The 18,936-nt window shown below is 31.3% G+C and carries 15 protein-coding genes; 9 read left to right on the top strand and 6 right to left on the bottom strand.

Annotated features, from left to right (window positions below):
* Positions 1 to 9: 9 nt before the first annotated feature.
* The gene (gene porU / locus IF125_RS06165) at positions 10 to 3,924 is read right to left on the bottom strand and encodes a type IX secretion system sortase PorU (RefSeq protein WP_225541862.1); all 3,915 of its coding nucleotides are present in this window, start codon (positions 3,922 to 3,924) and stop codon (positions 10 to 12) included.
* A 158-nt stretch (positions 3,925 to 4,082) separates the two neighbouring features.
* On the opposite strand from porU, the gene gldJ reads away from it, so the two are divergent.
* A complete protein-coding gene (gldJ, locus tag IF125_RS06160; RefSeq protein WP_455424162.1) occupies positions 4,083 to 5,717 on the top strand; it encodes a gliding motility lipoprotein GldJ in 1,635 nt (544 codons plus the stop codon).
* A 67-nt stretch (positions 5,718 to 5,784) separates the two neighbouring features.
* Here gldJ and IF125_RS06155 read toward each other — a convergent pair whose 3' ends face one another.
* Positions 5,785 to 6,309: a GNAT family N-acetyltransferase gene (locus tag IF125_RS06155; RefSeq protein ID WP_171623622.1), complete on the bottom strand. Its 525-nt coding sequence runs from the start codon at positions 6,307 to 6,309 to the stop codon at positions 5,785 to 5,787.
* Between the two features lie 221 nt (positions 6,310 to 6,530).
* Here IF125_RS06155 and IF125_RS06150 point away from each other — a divergent pair, with 221 nt between their 5' ends.
* The 8 genes from IF125_RS06150 to IF125_RS06115 all read left to right on the top strand — a co-directional run bounded on the left by IF125_RS06150 (position 6,531) and on the right by IF125_RS06115 (position 14,568).
* Entirely contained in the window at positions 6,531 to 7,811 is a 1,281-nt protein-coding gene (locus IF125_RS06150; protein WP_225541861.1) for a UDP-N-acetylmuramoyl-tripeptide--D-alanyl-D-alanine ligase, read from the top strand.
* 19 nt (positions 7,812 to 7,830) lie between these two features.
* Positions 7,831 to 8,346: a hypothetical protein gene (locus tag IF125_RS06145; RefSeq protein ID WP_225541860.1), complete on the top strand. Its 516-nt coding sequence runs from the start codon at positions 7,831 to 7,833 to the stop codon at positions 8,344 to 8,346.
* 92 nt (positions 8,347 to 8,438) lie between these two features.
* Positions 8,439 to 9,542 (top strand): endonuclease, encoded by a 1,104-nt coding sequence (locus tag IF125_RS06140; protein WP_225541859.1) that lies wholly within the window; start codon positions 8,439 to 8,441, stop codon positions 9,540 to 9,542.
* Between the two features lie 545 nt (positions 9,543 to 10,087).
* Positions 10,088 to 10,927: a hypothetical protein gene (locus IF125_RS06135; protein ID WP_225541858.1), complete on the top strand. Its 840-nt coding sequence runs from the start codon at positions 10,088 to 10,090 to the stop codon at positions 10,925 to 10,927.
* Between the two features lie 235 nt (positions 10,928 to 11,162).
* Positions 11,163 to 12,896, top strand: coding sequence for a cbb3-type cytochrome c oxidase subunit I (locus IF125_RS06130; RefSeq protein ID WP_171622811.1), 1,734 nt, complete (start codon positions 11,163 to 11,165; stop codon positions 12,894 to 12,896).
* Positions 12,896 to 13,885: a cytochrome c gene (locus IF125_RS06125; RefSeq protein ID WP_171622810.1), complete on the top strand. Its 990-nt coding sequence runs from the start codon at positions 12,896 to 12,898 to the stop codon at positions 13,883 to 13,885. The genes IF125_RS06130 and IF125_RS06125 overlap by 1 nt, the downstream gene beginning before the upstream one ends.
* A 1-nt stretch (position 13,886) precedes the next feature.
* Positions 13,887 to 14,150 carry a hypothetical protein gene (locus IF125_RS06120; protein WP_171622809.1) on the top strand — a complete coding sequence of 88 codons (264 nt, stop codon included), beginning with the start codon at positions 13,887 to 13,889 and terminating at the stop codon, positions 14,148 to 14,150.
* A gap of 13 nt (positions 14,151 to 14,163) precedes the next feature.
* Positions 14,164 to 14,568 carry a cytochrome C gene (locus tag IF125_RS06115; protein ID WP_171622808.1) on the top strand — a complete coding sequence of 135 codons (405 nt, stop codon included), beginning with the start codon at positions 14,164 to 14,166 and terminating at the stop codon, positions 14,566 to 14,568.
* On the opposite strand, the gene IF125_RS06110 is transcribed toward IF125_RS06115, so the two are convergent.
* The 4 genes from IF125_RS06110 to IF125_RS06095 form a co-directional block, all read right to left on the bottom strand.
* Positions 14,558 to 15,160 (bottom strand): Crp/Fnr family transcriptional regulator, encoded by a 603-nt coding sequence (locus IF125_RS06110; protein WP_171622807.1) that lies wholly within the window; start codon positions 15,158 to 15,160, stop codon positions 14,558 to 14,560. The two genes, IF125_RS06115 and IF125_RS06110, sit on opposite strands and share 11 nt — an antisense overlap.
* 39 nt (positions 15,161 to 15,199) lie before the next feature.
* Positions 15,200 to 15,772 carry a uracil-DNA glycosylase family protein gene (locus tag IF125_RS06105; protein WP_171621771.1) on the bottom strand — a complete coding sequence of 191 codons (573 nt, stop codon included), beginning with the start codon at positions 15,770 to 15,772 and terminating at the stop codon, positions 15,200 to 15,202.
* A 135-nt stretch (positions 15,773 to 15,907) separates the two neighbouring features.
* Positions 15,908 to 16,894: a lipoate--protein ligase gene (locus IF125_RS06100; RefSeq protein WP_225541857.1), complete on the bottom strand. Its 987-nt coding sequence runs from the start codon at positions 16,892 to 16,894 to the stop codon at positions 15,908 to 15,910.
* A 127-nt stretch (positions 16,895 to 17,021) separates the two neighbouring features.
* Entirely contained in the window at positions 17,022 to 18,881 is a 1,860-nt protein-coding gene (locus IF125_RS06095) for a TonB-dependent receptor plug domain-containing protein (protein ID WP_225541856.1), read from the bottom strand.
* Positions 18,882 to 18,936 lie beyond the last annotated feature (55 nt).

The following is an 18,936-nucleotide window of genomic DNA, read 5'->3' as shown; positions in this document are numbered from 1 at the left end:
ATTTTTCTATTATTTTAAAATAACTAATTTTTCAACTGCTGCTGCTGAACCTTTACATACGGTATCGTCAACACCTTTTACATTGACTTTGTAAATATAAACACCTTTTCCTATTTTGTCTCCAAAATCATCCAAACCATCCCATTCTATCGCATATTTTCCTGTACGATATCCTTCTCGGAAAGGTTCTGCAGAAACGGTTTGACGTAGTGTTTTGACTAATTTACCCGAAATGGTAAAAATCTGAACCATTACATCTAACTCAGAATCACAGTTATGTTCGAAATGGAAAAAGGTATTCTTTGTAAATGGATTAGGCCAATTTAGTAATTTATCAATATGCAATTGTCCCGTTCCATTTTCCATTACTACAAAGTCTAACGTTGCAGTATTCGAATTATTGTTGATGTCCCAAAATTTAAGATTTACGGTATGTTGACCAAGTTCTAAATTTTTTAATTGATACATAACTTGACCTTTCTGATAATCTTCGAAATCTTTATTGATACAAGGATTTGCATCACCTCCATCATAATATTCGTTTAACACATATGCATCTTGAACTTTACCATCTATTGTTGCTACAATATCATGTCCTATACCAGATCCTGTTGCATTAATTCCTGTATTATCAGTTAAACAACCAACCAAATAAGGCGAACGATCTGTAATTCCACCATTGGCAAAATTTAAATTGTTCATGTATAATTTTCCTTGTGGACAATTATCTTGAGATACTGAACAATCATCATTAAGAACTTCATCATTGATTCCTTCCATCGAAACAATTTCTAAAGTAGAGGCGTCTTTTCCATCTTTTTCGTCCCAAGCGTAGAATTTTAATTTTCGATCTCCTAATTCGTAATTAATATCTTTCGGCACATAAAATTGAATCGTAAATTCTCCATTTTCTACTTTTCCAGTTCCTTTATAAATCGTTTTATTTTCTGTTTTGAATGTTTTACCTACATTATTACTCCCTTCACTTAACAAGGTTTTTATTTCCTCTTTCTCAAAAAGACTTACCGCTATTTTACCTGAAAATGTATTGTCTACAGAAGAAGATGATAATTGATTTACTTTTCCTTTAATCGTTACAAAATCTAAGGCTTGTAATTTTCCTCCTCCTAAAATATCTACACCTTTTTTATTTTCGATGCTTAAAATTTCAATCTCTTGTTGCGGACGATGAATAGCTAACATAGGATCTCCCAAAATACTAACACTTTTGTGATTTCCTTGAGAATACCAACCGCAAGAGGTTTTTTCTGGTGGACAATATTTTTTAGCTTCATTCAATGCTTTACCAATTGTTTGATTTTCTAAACCATCTTTTTTGAAAAATTCTCGAATTAAATGTCCATTCATATTATCTCCATACCCTGTTCCAATAGGACGGTTTGTTGTAATCATTGACAATGCCCCTCCATTTGTATTTTTCAACATCATTTCACCTGCTGAATTATACTGCGGTAAATCCCAAATCGTAAAATCACATGTAACAGTTGTTACAATAGGTAATCGCGAATAAGCAGCACTAAAATTAGACAAACCTGTTAATTCTTCTGCGGTAATAATACGTTCTTGTGCCCAACTTCGTGGACCACCATGTCCATAATACATCAAGAAATTAGAGCCTAATTCAATTCCATTTAATATCGCCTGATTAACCGTTGGATAGCGAACACCTGCCGATGTACCTTCGGGTTGATGAGCACCTGTGTATATTTTGTTTACCGTATAAATTTGATTTTCTGTTTTAGTAAACTCATCATCTATAGAAGTATTAAAAGCTGGCGTATTTACATTATTATCATTGTCTGTAACTGCCACAATCTTAGTTCTCCAATCTCCATATGAAGTTCCTTTGCCTTGAACTTTATCATAATACGAAATGATTTTATCCACTAAAACTTTCGCTTCTGTAGAATTTGATGCAGGAATTCGACCAACAGCTATATCAAACCAGCGAGCATCATATTTATAAACACCATCAACATTATTTGGTAGTATTTCTACTTCATCTTTCAACATTGCAAAATAATCATCTGTTGCAATAGCAACATCTATATTTGTTGAAGGTTCGTCTGTAAATGTTGGAATATAATTAGTGAAATCTTTTATCCTATTTTTTGGATCATACGTTGTTGCACCAAATAATACTGCGTATTCTAAGTTTGGACTTGGATTATCTTTCAAAAACTTTAAAAAATCTCGTATCGCAATTGGATCTTGACTACCAGAAGAAAAATCATTATATACTTGATCTGTTGTCACAACGGCAACATTTATCTTATCATGATTTTCTCTAAATTTTGCCAAACGCTGTGCTTGATCCATATATTTAGGATGCGTGATCACAACATAATTAATATCTGTCAAACTACGAATATCCTGATTTGGAACTCGTCCTACAAAATTTACTTCATTATAAGCATGTTCATCACGGAAAGCAACAAACTCATTTGGAATAGTTGTTCTAAACTTATACAAATTGCTTTCAGGAGATAGAGCAGAAATCAAATGAATATCAGAAACATTCCAAACAGTTACATTAGAAGAATTATTTAACGTAAAAGCATTTACGTTATTATCATTAATATTTTCTAAAAAACGAAATGTAAATTGCTCGTTCGTATAACTTAAATTATCTTTGAAACGTAACTGCAAATAGTCTAAATAAGCCAATGCAGACGGATTTGCTCCCGAAGAAGTAACCGAAATATCAATCGAATTAGAAGTCAGTGATAAAGATTTATCTTCCAAAACTCTTGTAAATTCTGAAGATCCTAAACTACCAGAAAATGTTTGACCATTTATATTTATTGCATATGAATTATTATTTGCATTTTTTCCTACAACAGCATATCGTAAATATGCTTCACCTCCACTTGCAATAGAATTTGCTTTGAATGATTTCCTAAAACCATCTTTTAATCCAATATTTTCTCCAACCCAAATTTGTCCAAGACTATTTAAATTGATTGAATCTTTCTCATGAAATTGAAGGTTATCAAACGTTGAAAAAGTTTTATTTGCTGTTTCAGAAATTGAAGATTGTTCAACAACTCTTTTTCCATCTGCTCCATTAAAACTAATAAAATAATAAGCTGACTCATCATATAAATTATAGCGCAGTTTGATATCTTTTAACGTTGTCGCATGATCTCTATACCATTGATGTGGGCCTTTTGCATAAAACAACACATAGTCATTGTTGTCAAAATTTCCATCATCACCTCCCACAAATTTAATCGGAATTTCATTCAAGGCGCCTTTTCTATTTATAGTCAAATTTTCCATTAAGCGACCTTCACCATTTCCATAAATTTTTAAGGATTTTGGATTGAAGTTGGTTGGAATTCCGTTCTTCGTAAAGAAATTTTTATCTAATTTAAAAACTCCATCTTTTGAAACTTTAATTTTGTACCATTCTCCAGATTTCAAAACACTTGTTGTCGAATTATCAGTCAAACGAGCAACTGTTTTTCGTTGAGAAGAAACCTGTTTTGGAATAATCGAAAAAGATTCTATTCGTAGAAATTTATTATTTTGTTTGATAAATGGCAAAACTTTAACGATGAGTTTTTGTTGACCATTTTTATCAATAATTTGATAAGAAGAAAAATTAATTTTATCCGAAATAGAAGAAGTGTCCAAATCAATTAATTCGTTCTGAACTTCTCTGTATTGGACGTTCGTTAACTCAACTTCCTTATTTATTGAGTTTAATTCCACCGTAAATTCTGGAAGAAAATAACCTCCCAACGAATAATGATCTTGGTTCGAAAAATAAGGAACATTCACTTTATTTCCATTCGTCAAAGAAATTGTTTGATTGTTCTCCCAATTTATTTTATAATTTTGACTAAACAATTGAGGAAATTGTAGCAAAGTTGCGACTAAAATAAAATATTTCTTCATGTCTGTTAAACGCTATTTTGGCAAATATATTTTCAATCGTAAAATAAAAAAATAATTCTTACGTTAGATACAAGAAATAAAGCATTTTTTCGTTGTAAGATTAATGTCAAATGCTTTTATTTGCATTAAATTTAATATTTGAAAACCAGAAATATTCTATGAAAATGAATAAAGGACGTATTTTTTCTCTTGCGCTTGCAGCTGTTACAATGAGTGTATTTGTAGGTTGTGCAAGTAGTTCAGGTAAGAAAAAAGGAGGTGGAACAAAAAATTTCACAAGTCGTACAGGTTGGAAACCAAACGATAGTAAAGGTTGGTTTTTTTCGGGTAAAAAGAAAGAAAACATTAAAGCATGGCCTGGAATGGTTTTCATCGAAGGTGGGTCTTTTACAATGGGAATCACGAAAGATGATGTGTTACACGATTGGAATAACTCTCCAGTTCGTATGCAAGTAAAATCTTTCTTTATTGGTGAAACTGAGGTTACAAACTACGAATACAAAGAATACTTAACTTGGCTGAAAGTTGTTTTCCCACCAGAAGATACGCAGTACAAGGATATCTATAATGGAGCCTTACCAGACGAAACGGTATTCAATAATCAATTATCAAGAGATGATTTCTCAACAGAAAATTACTTGTTTTCACCAGAGTTTAGCTACTACCCTGTAGTTGGTATTTCTTGGTTGCAAGCAGTAAACTATTGTGATTGGTTAACAGATCGTGCTAACGAAAAAGCCTTGATGAACAAAGGAATCTTATCAAAAGATTACTATAATAACGAAGAATACAATTACGGAAACAAAACATTCAATGCAGAACAATATAAGTTAGGCGACACGAATGTAAATGAAGCTATTGATTCGACTAAAATTATGAGAGCGAATCAAATTAAAACTCAAAACTCTCGTATCCTAAAAGCAAATCGTGCAACAGGTTCTTTAGAAGTTCAACCTTTCCGTTTACCTACTGAGGCTGAATGGGAATATGCAGCTTTAGCTTTACCTGGAAACCGTGAATACAACGAATACAAAGGAAAAGAAGTTGCTCAAAATAATTTAAGAGTAACAAAAGGAGCGCAAAGAGGTCAATATTTAGATAACTTCAAACAAGGTCGTGGAGATTATTCAGGTATTGGAGGATTTGGAAACGATGGTTCTGCTATTACAAGTGATGTTCGTAAATATCCATCAAATGATTTTGGTCTATATGGTATGTTAGGTAACGTTGCAGAATGGGTCTCTGATGTTTATCGTCCAATCATTGACGAAGAAGCGAATGATTTCAATTATTACCGTGGTAATGTGTTCAGAACTAATATTGATAATGGTGCTGGTGGTTTTGAAAAATACGACGAAACTAACGTAGAATACGATACATTAGACAATGGTAAATTAGTTTACAAAGGTTTACCTGGCACATATAAAAAACAAACGCAATACGATTTGACAAATTATCGTGATGGTGATCCTAACTCTTCTCTTAATCCAAGAGTTGAAGACGGTAGTTTTGCTAATCAGGCGACAGAAGATATGTATAATGCTCCTCAACGTAAATTTACGGTAGACGAAAAAGGTCGCGTTATATTAGAAAAAGATACAACAAATCGTACTTCTGATATTTCTGATGAAACACGTGTTGTAAAAGGAGGTTCTTGGAAAGACCCTATCTATTGGATAGATGCTGGACAAAGACGTTATTTACACCAAGCAAATGCAACAAACTGGATTGGTTTCCGTGTAGCTCAAGAATATACAGGTAGCTTCGAATCTAAGCGTAAACGTAGAGGATAAATATCCTTTTATATAAATAAGAAAACTCGGTTAATAACCGAGTTTTTTTTATGTATATAATTAGCTTTTATTGAGTTAAAGACCAATATGTAAAACCATTATGTTCTACTACTTTTTCGAAACCAAGTTTCTTCAAAAGATTAATTGATTTAAAATTATCTGAGAAAGATTTTGCTGTTACCTCTTTCACTATTTCTTGAGAAAATGCCCATCTAATCAATTCTGTGCACGCTTCCTCTGCATAACCTTTCCTTCTCTCCTCTCTTATTATTCCATAACCAATATCCACATTTTCATCCGCTGCATTAAAACCTTTAAAACCTACATCACCAATTATTTCTTTTGTATCCTTTTTAATAATCATCCACGATTCAAACCCCGTAACATAATTATGGATTAACAATTTTTGAATAATCTTAGGTATTGTATCCATCATATCTTGATCGGGCCAATCTTTTCCTTTTAGAAACCCCTTCTCTTCTAAAATACGATAATCATTGTACAACATATCTTCGCAAATATCAATTGTAAATGGCACGAGAAGCAAACGTTCTGTTTCTAAATTATCTATAGTAATCTCTTTTATTTTCATTCTTTAATTAAAATGCAAGCAGTAATTTTTCAATATAACAATTAAACCAGATAAATAAACTACACCAAGATTTATCTCATCAAATATTTTGCAATTATCGTAAAATACTTCCTTTAAATCACAAAAACGATTCAATAAATTTTATATTTGTACAGAACAATAACAATTATTTCTTTGTCAATTTTGCAAAAGAAATTTATCTTCTATTTTATTTAGATTACATGAATACAGCAGAAATATTCGAACAATTTCTAAAATCGAAAAACGTTACGACAGATACACGTAACATCTCAAAAGATTGTATCTTTTTTGCTTTAAAAGGGGCAAATTTCAACGGAAATACATTTGCACAAGAAGCTATAAATCAAGGTGCAATGTTGGCAATTGTAGATGAAAAAGAATATGAAAATAACAGTCAAAATATTTTTTTAGTTCACAATGCTTTAGAAACTCTACAAGACTTAGCAAGAATGTACCGAAAACACCTTCAAATTCCATTTATTGGTTTAACAGGTTCTAATGGAAAAACAACAACAAAAGAATTAATTTCGGCTGTTTTGAAGGAAAAATTTAAAACGCATTATACATTCGGAAATTTGAATAACCACATTGGTGTTCCTTTAACGATATTATCTATTCCAGAAGATACAGAAATCGCTGTAATTGAAATGGGTGCAAATCATCAAAAGGAAATAGAATTGTTAGCCTCTATTTCTCAACCTGATTTCGGTTATATCACCAACTTTGGAAAAGCTCATTTAGAAGGTTTCGGTGGAATTGAAGGCGTGATTAAAGGAAAATCTGAATTGTATGATTTTCTTAGAGCAAATAAAAAAACTGCATTTGTCAATTATAACGATCCTATTCAAGTAGAAAAAACTGCCGATATTAACCGAATCACTTTTTCTGATCAGAATAATACAGATGTACAAATCGAATTAATCGAAAACAAAACGGAATACCTTGCTGTTAAATACAAAAATTTAGATATTCATTCTCATTTGACTGGAAATTATAATTTTAGTAACATTTCATGTGCGATTGCTATTGGTCAATATTTTGGAATAGATGCTGAATCAATCAAAAATGGAATCGAAAATTACTTTCCTTCAAATAATCGTTCGCAAATTATCAATAAAGAAAATTATAAAATTGTGATGGATGCTTATAATGCAAATCCAAGTAGTATGGAAGCTTCACTCAATAATTTTGTCAAATTTGAAGGTTCTAAAACAATTATAATTGGTGATATGTTCGAGCTTGGTGATGAAGCTAAGACAGAACATCAACGTGTTTTAGACTTGGCTGAACGTTTAAATTTTGATCAAATCTTTATTTTAGGACATCATTTTTCTGAAACAATTACAACAAATCCGAACGTTAAAAAATTTGAAGATCGCAAAGCTTTCGAAAAATACTTGATTGATAATCCTATTAAAACTAAAAATATTTTAATAAAAGGCTCTCATGGCATGAGACTTGACTTACTTGAGAATATCTAATTGTAAAATGCTACTACCTATGTATAAATCAATCATCATTTCCTTCATTTTATCATTGTCTTATGTTCATTCACAAAGCATTATTGATTGGAATAAAAATGAAAGATTGAAATACGAAAACTTTAAAAAGAAGCCTTTTCAAACAAAAATACCACAAGGTTTTCTTGATTTGAAATTAGGATGGCAAATTGCTGAAACGGATGGAGAAATTCCGAAAGTAAAAGTTTTTAATCGTTTTGATGAAATTAATTCTTGGATTTCGATAAAACATGTAGGAATTTTAAATGAAATGCAATTACAATTTGATCTTTCTGAGCTATACGCCCGAAAAATAAGAAAAGACTTTGAAGCACTTCAAGCTAAAAAAGTAATGGATAAAAATTCTTATCGTTCAAAATTTTTATTAAACTCTAACAATTTAAAAAAAAGATTAAAATCTATCGCTAGTGTTTCTATTAATCAACCAGATTTATATAATTTATTAAACAAGCAAATTCAGGATTCTTTATTCATCTATAAGTCTTATTCGAATTAGCTTAATAGCTTGATGTTAACCTTTTAATAAAATATAATTAAGAGAGTAAAGCTATTTTTTTGTAACTTAACTCTCTTTTTAAATCATTCAATATGAAAAAAATAGTTTTACATCTTGGTCTGTTTTTAGTTGGAACAAATCTTTTTGCTCAAGCTCCTGCTAATTACTATGACAATGCAACAGGTAGTGGTTATACCTTAAAAACACAACTATATAATATTATTAAAAATCATAGTACAAAAAGCTATGATGCTCTAAAAGGGTTATATAGACAAAATGATTCTGATAATGGTTTTCAAGATAAATATTATGAAAAAGATAATTCAATTTTAGACATTTATTCAGAAAACCCAACAGGTACTGATCCTTATAATTATACACCTGGTCAGAAAGAATGTGGAAATTACAAATATGAAGGAGATTGTTATAATAGAGAACATTTAATTCCACAGAGTGTTTTTAGTAAGGCATCACCTATGATATCTGACCCTTTACATATATGGCCAACAGATGGTGTAGTAAATGGAATGAGAAGTAATTATCCTCACGGAGTTGTAGGAACTATAGATAAAACTTCTCAAAATGGCTCGAAATTAGGGAATAATCTAAATTCTGGTTATTCATACGGATATTCTGGTACAGTTTTCGAACCGATAGATGAATTTAAGGGAGATATCGCTCGTGCTTATTTTTATTTCGCAACACGATACGAAGGAAATGGCATTCAGAATTGGAAATATGCGATGTTCAATGGATCAAAAGATAAAGTTTTCACAGATACTTTCTTAAAAATATTAATAACTTGGCATTTAAATGATCCAGTTTCTGATCGTGAAAAAGACATTAATAATATTGTGTACAGGTACCAAAAAAATAGAAATCCTTATGTAGACCATCCAGAATTTGTAGAAAAAGTTTGGGGATATAACTTAGGAACAGGAGATTTTGAATACCAAAAACGTGATGATATCTCGGTTTATAATAAAACAACTCGTTCTGTAATTATTAAACTTGAAAATAATGCAAAATCAATTCAAAAAATTTCGGTTTTTAATTTTAATGGGCAATTAATTAATGAAATTCAAAACACTTCTAATCAAAAAGAAATTGAAATAAATTTTAAAAATCCAGGAGTTTATATAATTAAAGTAGTTGGATCACAAATGGAAATTAACAAACGAGTTGTAATCCAATAACAAAACAGTCAAACGTTCAACATACAAATCCTTCGCAGAAAAAGTGAAGGATTTTTTAATAATTAAAAATATGAATTAATCTTTTATTTTTATTATACCAAAATCAGAAGTTCTACAATACTTGTATATTGTTTTATAACAAATAAAATAGATTTGAATGGATTAGAATTATATTTTTGATAAACTAATTGATAAACTAATTATTATTTAGTTCAATCATCAACTAAATCGTTCATAATAACATTATAAATGAAAGAATTCAATATCCATAAAACGTAATTTACACATTCTCTATTATTTAAACTCAACACTATTATAATCAACACATTAAATATCTATTAATTAATTTTTAAATGATAAAAAATTAATTATAATCTATTTTGTCCACCTTTTGTCCCCCTCCATTTTATTCAACGTAATTCAATAATTGATAAATTCGTAACAGAAAATGAAATAAACAAATTATACTTTATTAATAGCAGTTATTTATTTTAAAAAAGCCAATAAAATAATCAAAACTATAAACATAACTTAAATTTATATAAATGAGAAAATTTATACTTTTTTTGATTATATTGGGATGGTCTCAATCAAAAGCGCAAGTTGGAATTGGTACAAGCACACCAAACTCAGCAACAATACTCGACATTTCTTCTACAGACAAAGGAATTCTTATTCCCAGACTTACAGAAACCGAAAGAAATACATCGTTATCTGATAACGATGTCAATACTGTCCCACCAGCTGGAGTTGTAAATACTAATTTAATGGCAGGGACTTTAATTTTTAATACCACTCAAAATCGTTTTGAATTTTGGGATGGGACACTTTGGAGACAATTGTTTGTAACAACAAGCTCAGCAGCAGGAAATGATGGTGTAGTAAGAATAGATGGTGGGCTAAATGGAACTAAACCTAGTCTTGCTTTTGGCGAAAATAATGGTTTTTCTAATACAGGTACAAAAAAAATTGTGTATACAACTCCTTTAACATTTGCTCCCTCTCCTACAACTAGTTGGCCTGAAACAATCACAAATCCTACAGATGCTGATATATATCTAGCAGCGTCAAATAAATTTAGAGAAAACCCAATAAAAGGGCAAGTACATTTATGGCGATTAATAATTAATTTAACTGCTGGAGCTAATTCTGCTGGAGCAGTAAACGCCATTATGAAAAACCCTAGCTCAGGATTTATTATTAATTCTATTCAATTAATCCCAGCCGGTTCTGCTTCAGGAAGTATACTAACTTTTTATTTTTATACAATTGCTGATGATCAAAGTTTAGATCCTGGAAGAGGGTATGAATTTTATCTAGATGCCAATAAAGCTGTTACTGCTACAATTGAGTCTATAACAAGGGTTTCATTATTTAAGGATTAAATTTTTCTTCATAGTTTTTTTCAATAAAAGGGTTTTTAGTTATAGAACCACCTAACCTATTTAAACTGGCTAGCTTTTCTAGAAATAGAAAAGCTGGTTTTTTATTTTACACAATAAAAATTAGAACCTATTCTAAGAACGATTATAATTAAACTTATGATTCTACGCATAGGTATTGCTTTCACATAAGGTTTAAATTGGTACAACTTATTACATCACAATAAAAAAATCTACAATGAATAATTTACTCAATGAGCCTGGACTTCAGCTAACAATATTACTTCTCTTTATTCCATTATTTTTTGCATTAATTCTTGTGTTAGTAAAAATAAATGCTTTAATTAAGAATGTATTGCGAAAAAAAGAGCTTAAACGAATCTATGGAGAGTTAAAAAACTTGAATCCTGAAGATGTTTCTGCACTTGAAAAACGGAAAAAAGAATTAGAATTTCAACTCTTAGGAAATGAACTTTCGTTAAATACATCCGTTGAAGATCCAAGAGGACTGGTGGATCAAATGAATGAAATACATGATATTCGATTTTTACAAAGCAAACGACAAGAAGGCAAAAGCATCTTAATTCCTACAAACGAAAAAAAGATTATCCTTTGGTTCTTAGGTTGTAGTATAGTTTGGCTTATTTTAGGCACAACAATTGGCGAATATTTAGGTATAAAATTTGTTGCGCCTGATGCTGATCATGTAAGTTGGCTAAGCTTTGGGAGATTAAGACCTGTACACACCAATATCGTGTTTTGGGGTTGGGCTTCTATTGCGATGGTTGGTTTTTCATATTATGTAATTCCTCGTGTTGGAAATACGAAAATATATAGCATAAACCTTGCTTATCTCTCATTAATATTACTTAATTCTTCTGTCTTAATAGGAAGTATTTGTTTAATGGCAGGTATTAATAATAGCGGTGGAGAATATAGAGAATATGTTTGGCCAGTAATGCTTCTATTTGCTATCGGAATTCTTTTGAGTATTTTCAATCATTTTCAAACCATTTCGTCTAGAAAAACAGAAGAAATTTACGTATCCAATTGGTATATTGTTTCTGCAATGATGTTTGTTGTTGTCATACTACTTGTAGCCTACCTCCCATTCTGGCAAGACGGTTTGGGTGAGACAATTACGCAAGGGTATTATATGCATCAAGGTGTAGGAATGTGGTTTATGTTTTTTAACCTTGGATTGATGTATTATTTCCTTCCACAAGAATTAAACAGTCCTGTCTATTCATACAGCTTAAGTATACTTGCTTTTTGGACCCAAATTTTATTTTATACGTTGATTGGGACTCATCATTTTATATTTAGTGCCATTCCATGGTGGATGCAAACCATTGCTATTGTTGCAAGTGTAGGTATGATAATTCCCGTAGCAGCAGGAAGTATTAATTTTATGATGACTATTAGAGGATCTTGGCATCGTTTAAAACTGAGCTATGTATTACCTTTTTATGTGGTATCCATCATTTTCTATTTTACAGGATCAATGCAAGGTACGGTTGAAGCCTTTCGAATAACTAATCTTGTTTGGCATTTCACTGATTTTACGGTTGCGCATTCTCACTTAACCATGTATGGAATTATCACATTTATGTTATGGTCGTTTACCTACACACTTGTTCCAAGGATTACTTCTCACGAACCTCCAAGTATTACGGTGGGTATTCATTTTTGGCTTGCTTTAATAGGTTTGCTTGTCTATACTATTTCATTAATGATTGGTTCAACGGAAAAAGGATTATTATGGATGGATAAAAAACCATTTCTTGATGGAGTGATTTCAATGATGCCTTATTGGTTATGGCGAGCGATTGGTGGTACTATGATGTGGATTTCTCATTTTGTGTTTGCATATAATTTTTATAGAATGATTAAACCTAAAAAAGAAATAAAAATTCCAGAATCACCAACTGAACTTTTAGATATTATTCACGCAAATAAAACTACAATATAATGGACTTCTTTAATAATCATAAAAAACTATTTCCATCGGCATTGGCATTTTTTGTTTTTCTTACCTTAATTATTTGTATTCTTCCTGCCTTCAAAAACGAAAAAATAAATCGACCATTGCCACAGAGTCAACCTCCTACAGCAGAAGAAACACATGGAAAACAAGTTTATATCAGAGAAGGTTGTGTTGCTTGCCATACACAGCAAATTAGAAATGTCGACATGGATCAAGTTTTTGGAGATCGACCAAGTATTGCTGCGGATTACGCTCGAAATAAACGTATCAACTTTTTTCAGAATACAGCTACTTTAATGGGAACTGAACGAACTGGTCCTGATTTAACTAATATTGGAAAAAAACAACCGAGTTTGGAATGGCAATATTCGCATTTGTACAATCCTCGTGCTGTTGTTCCCGAATCTGTAATGCCTTCTTATAAATGGCTTTTTACAACGAAAGATTTTCTTGACGAAGGAGAAATGGAAGTCAATGTTCCTGATGAATTTAGAATTGGTGTCAAAGGAAAAATTGTTCCTACAAAAGATGCGAAAGATTTGGTCGCTTATCTCTTAAGTCTTCAACAAGTAAAACTTGCAGAAGATGTAGAACCTGTAAAATTTTTATATAAAAAAGAGAAAAAATCGAATGGTAATTCTACCGATACTAATCTACCAGATGGGGAAGCGTTATTCGGTACCAATTGTGCAAGTTGTCATCAAGCAAATGGCGAGGGATTACCTGGCGCGTTTCCTCCTCTTAAAGGAAGTCCTATTGTTATGGGGGATAATTTAGAATTGTATATCACCATTATTATGAAAGGATATGACCCAAGACCAGAGTATGCTTCTATGCCTGCTGTAGGTGACAATGCAAGCTTTACTCCAGAAGATGTTACAGCGATTATAAATTACGAAAAAGCAAGTTGGGGTAACAGTGGTAAAAAAGTAACAGTAGAAGAAGTGAAAGAAATAATGGATAAAATCAAATAAAATGAGACAAATTAAATATAAAATAGGACTATTATTATTACTTGGATATGGATATGCAAAGGCTTGTGATGCTTGTAAACTTCAACAACCAAAAATCACACAAGATTTCACACACGGAACTGGTCCCGAATCTAATTGGGATTGGTTCATCGTTATCCTAATAACGATTATAACATTATATACATTGTTCTATTCATTCAAATTTCTTATAAAACCAGGAGAAAAAGATCAAAAACACATCAAAAATATTGTTTTAAAATTTTAAGAAAAAAGAAATCATGACAGAAGAAAAAAAAATAATCGTTTACCTATACATCGACGAAGAAGAAAAACCAATTGCTGAATTGGTTCCTCCTGTAACTTTTAAACTTGATACAACAAAATTAACAGATGGTGAACATCTGCTTAGAATAGTTAGTAAATTCGAGAAAAAAGAAGGACTAAAACTTATCAGGTTTACTGTTTCGAATGGACCAATTCTTCATATAGAAGGACTTTCTGATCAAGAGAAAGTGAATGGAATACTTCCTCTAATGATCAACGCCTATGATACAGGAAAAAATCAAAGTTTTATAATTAAAGGGAGCGAAAATCCAAGGACTATTCCTATTTGGGTTTGGGTATTTATTATTGTATTTGTTGCTTGGGCAGCTTTTTATATCATACAAAATTTTAGTCTTTAGCAATCAAAATCACTTTACCATCTCTTATTTTGAGCTGTCCTTTTTTCTCTAAATGTTTGATTGTTCTTATAACAGTTTCAACACGTAATCCGGTTAAATCCCCTAATTGTTGACGAGATAAATCAATCAAATATTCTGTATCTGTATTTTGGTTGTGACTTCGTAAATAATCCAATAGTTTGATTAATCGTCTTTCGGGACTTTGAGAAGAAATCTCTGGTGCCATCACCGATTTATAATACAAACGACGAGCAAGACTCTTGTTCACAGCCAAAGAAACTTCTGGATGAGATTGCAATAATTCGTAAAAAGAATCTTTAGCAATCTGAATTATTTTCCCTTTTGTGACCGCAATTGCATTTGCAGGATAAGGCTCATCTACAAATAAAGGTGGCTCACCAAAACTTTGATTTTTAGTGAAAATATTCTGAATAAACTCTTTCCCTTCGTCAGAAAAATTATTCATTTTCACCTTTCCCTCCAACACTTGATAATAATAGGAAGGAAAATGACCTATCTCAAAAATAATTTCACTTTTTCTTAAATCTCTAATTTCTCCACCAAATTGGATTAATAAATCTTGATTAATCATAGCTTTAAATAAATTATCAACATACCTAAAAGTACTTATTTACAAACTATTTTTTACTTTATTTTTTAATTCAGGTAATACATTTTCTACAAACCATGGGTTTTTGTTCATCCAAATAAAATTGCGTGGTGATGGATGAGGCAATGGAAAATAACGTGGTAAATATTCCTTAAAATTCAATACATTTTCTGTAATATTTTTGTGCATATTCCCTTTCAAATAATACTTTTGAGCATATTGACCGATCAATAAAATCAACTGAACTTCTTTCATTTCATCCAATAAACGCGCATGCCACAAGGGCGCACATTCTTTTCTTGGTGGAAGATCTCCTGATTTCCCTTTTCCTGGATAACAAAATCCTATCGGAACTAATGCAAACAATTCAGGGTTATAGAATTGATCTTTTGTTACATTTAACCATTTACGCAACTGATCTCCACTTGGGTCATTCCAAGGCACACCTGTTTGATGCACTTTCAATCCTGGAGCTTGCCCAATAATTACAATTTTAGAGTTAGGAGCTGCCTGAACTACTGGATTTGCACCAAGAGCTAAAAAAGGTTCGCACACTTTACAAGCTCTAATCTCTTTTAATAATTCATCAAACATATTTTTATAATTTATATCATTTAAAGATAATCATAAACCATTACAACTAAAAATTATGAAAGCTTAAAAATGTATCAAAATATATAAATTAAACGGCTAAAACAAAAGAAATTATAAAGGATAATTGAACCTTATTTATCTAAACAATTCTAAAATCTCCTCCAATGTTACTTTTCCAAAATAAGCCGTGATATCAACAGAATTTAAAATTTTCGTAATTTCAGTTTCATTATGTTTTACACCAATTAATTTATTCTCCAAATCTTCTATCGGTTCCGAAGCAAAGAAATCTCCGAAAATTTTGGCTTGTTCTATTGTTCCGCCTCGTTCTACATCCAAATGAACTTCGATAAATCCAGCAGGAATTTTCTTTGCATTTTTGAAATTATATTTTGGTGAAAATCCAAAATTCCAATCCCAGGTTTGGTATTTTTCTTCGATTAATTTTGCAACACCATTCAAATCTTTTGGTGTTAAATTGTAAATTGATGAACCTTCGTTTGTTGTTAACATTTCATCAATCAACAAGGCTTTCAACTCGTCAGTGGTCATTTCATTCGGAAAATATTCAATCAAATTAATCACTCGTGCTCGATTAGATTTAATTGCTTTATCCACATATTTTAAAGGATTGATTTTTAACGCATCGCCTAAAACAGACATATCCGAATTAAAAAGAATTGTTCCGTGTTGTATCATTTTTCCATTTCGAGCCAACTTTGCATTTCCGCTAAACTTTTTACCATCAACCAATAAATCGTTTCGACCTTCTAATTTCGCTGGAACATTTAATTCATTTAGTAACTTAACAACAGGTGCTGTAAACGTCGAAAAATCCATAAAATCATTTTGACCCAACAAGGTATGGAACGAAAAGTTAAGATTTCCTAAATCATGATAAACAGCCCCACCACCCGACATACGACGCACCACTTTTATGCTATTTTCTGTCACATAATCCAAGTTGATTTCGGCTAACGTATTCTGAAATTTCCCCACAATAATAGATGGTGCATTGATATATAATAAAAAAATATCTTCTGTAGGATAATTGTACAACAAGTATTCTTCTAAAGCTATATTGAAATATGCATCATGAGAAGGAGAATCTATAATAATCATTTGAAAAAATTTTGGTAAAGTTAGGCAGAAAATCCGTGAAAGAAAAGAGACAACTTTTCTGAAAAAGTTGTCTCACCGCATTTTAAAAATATAAACTATTAAAAGAGAATTAAATGGTTGTCATCATTTAAATTCCTGTAAACTTAACTCCTAAACTCATCCAATTCGATGGCAACGGAATAGCTCCTGCTTCGTTATACGTGGTATTGAAAATATTTTGAGCATCAAAATAAATTCCTAAATTATTCTTGAACGAATGACTTATTCTTGCATCAGTAATCCAATATGATTTATAGGATTGACGTGTATTATAACGATTCGCGATACTTATAGTAGTACTTCCAATAGAGTAATCTATCGTATTGATTGACTGATGTTTTAAACTTTCTATTTTATATTTAGAATTGTATTGTTCATCTACATTTTCGAACGTAGGATCAAGATAAGAATAACTTAATGAGAATTTCAGACTTTGATTTGTTGATAGGTTCGCTAAATATGACACCTTCGTATTAAAACCATGTGTTTTCAAATCGCCAAAGTTTTGTGCTTGCCATGGCTCATTCGTTGTTAAACGTACCCAATCGATAAAATCTGTAATCGAACGATAGAAATAATAGGAATTAAAACTCAAATTTCTCTTATTGTATTTGAAACCAATTTCTGTTTGAAATGCCTTTTCTGATTCTACATTTGGATTTCCAATATTTCCAGGACGTTGATCCAAATATAAATCTGTAAACGAAGGAATTCGCTGACTTGAACCTGCATTTACTACAAATTTCAAGTTAGAATTCATGGCATAGCTTGCATCAATACCAGGGAAAGCTTGCCATCCATATTGTGAATTGTAATTAACATAAGTACCAACATTTATATTTAGTTTTGGTGTAAGATCTGTTTTGTATTCAGCATAAAAACCAACATTATCACGAGTATGATTTTTGATACTTGTCGAAGAAATTTGTTCATTTCTGTACTCTACTCCTACTCCAATTTGTCCTTTATTCAATTGATAAGTTGAATTTACTTCTCCAGAAATTGAATTTGAATAGTGTTTAGAACGAGCTGTATTCAAGTCATTCTTAAAATAACGATAATCATCAAAGTTGTAACGATAACTCACTTTTGGGACTAAAGTTATTCGATCAGAAAGTTTATGTTTTGACTGAAGATTAACCAAAGTGGTTTCAACTAATTCTTTCGAATTTTTATCACCTGGTGATGCGTAAAAACCATTCGCTCCAAAGCCATTTTTCACATAACCATACGATGCAACCAAACTATTTTCTTCATCAAATTGGAAGTTACCTTGGTAATACAATTTATTATTCTCATACGCTGTATTGTAACGGTAACCATTCCCCCAATCATGGCTTACATACAATTGATGTTGATGCGTTTCTTTAGCTAAATTAGCTCCAAGTTGAACACCGCGACTTGTAAATGTATCGCCAGTATCTTCGTTATCTTTTTTAAAATTCGTCCCGAAATAAGTATTCGCATAAAGACCTGTTTTCTTTGGTTGTCTCGTTACAATATTGATAACACCAGTCAAACTATTGTTTCCATAAACTCTTGCTGCAGGACCTCTTACTACCTCTATTCGATCAATCGCTTCAATAGGAATAGGAAGATTTAACGCATTATGCGCAGTTTGATGGTCCATGATTTTTACACCATTCAACAAAATAAGTGTTTGTTCAAAACTTCCCCCATCCATCGAAATATCAGCTTGCGTTCCAAACGGACCACGTTGTCGTAAATCAATTCCAGAAGCATATTGCAAAACTTCTTGAATTGTTTTTGCTGGTAACTTATTAATCTCTGTTTTATTTAAAACATATATATTTCTATTTTCTTTAGAAAGTGGTGTGTTTAGACGATTATCTAAAATAGATACTTCTCCAATTGCGATTGTATCATTTGTAATTTGGGCAAAAACACTATTGCCTAATACAGCTAATACGAGCGTAAACTTTTTCATTCTTCTTAATCTTTTTTCTTTTAGTTTAACTGCTGCGAATGTAGTATCTTTCCGA

The organism is Empedobacter stercoris (assembly GCF_020281205.1).
Taxonomy (GTDB): Bacteria; Bacteroidota; Bacteroidia; order Flavobacteriales; family Weeksellaceae; genus Empedobacter; species Empedobacter stercoris.
This window is presented reverse-complemented; position numbering and strand designations above follow the sequence as displayed.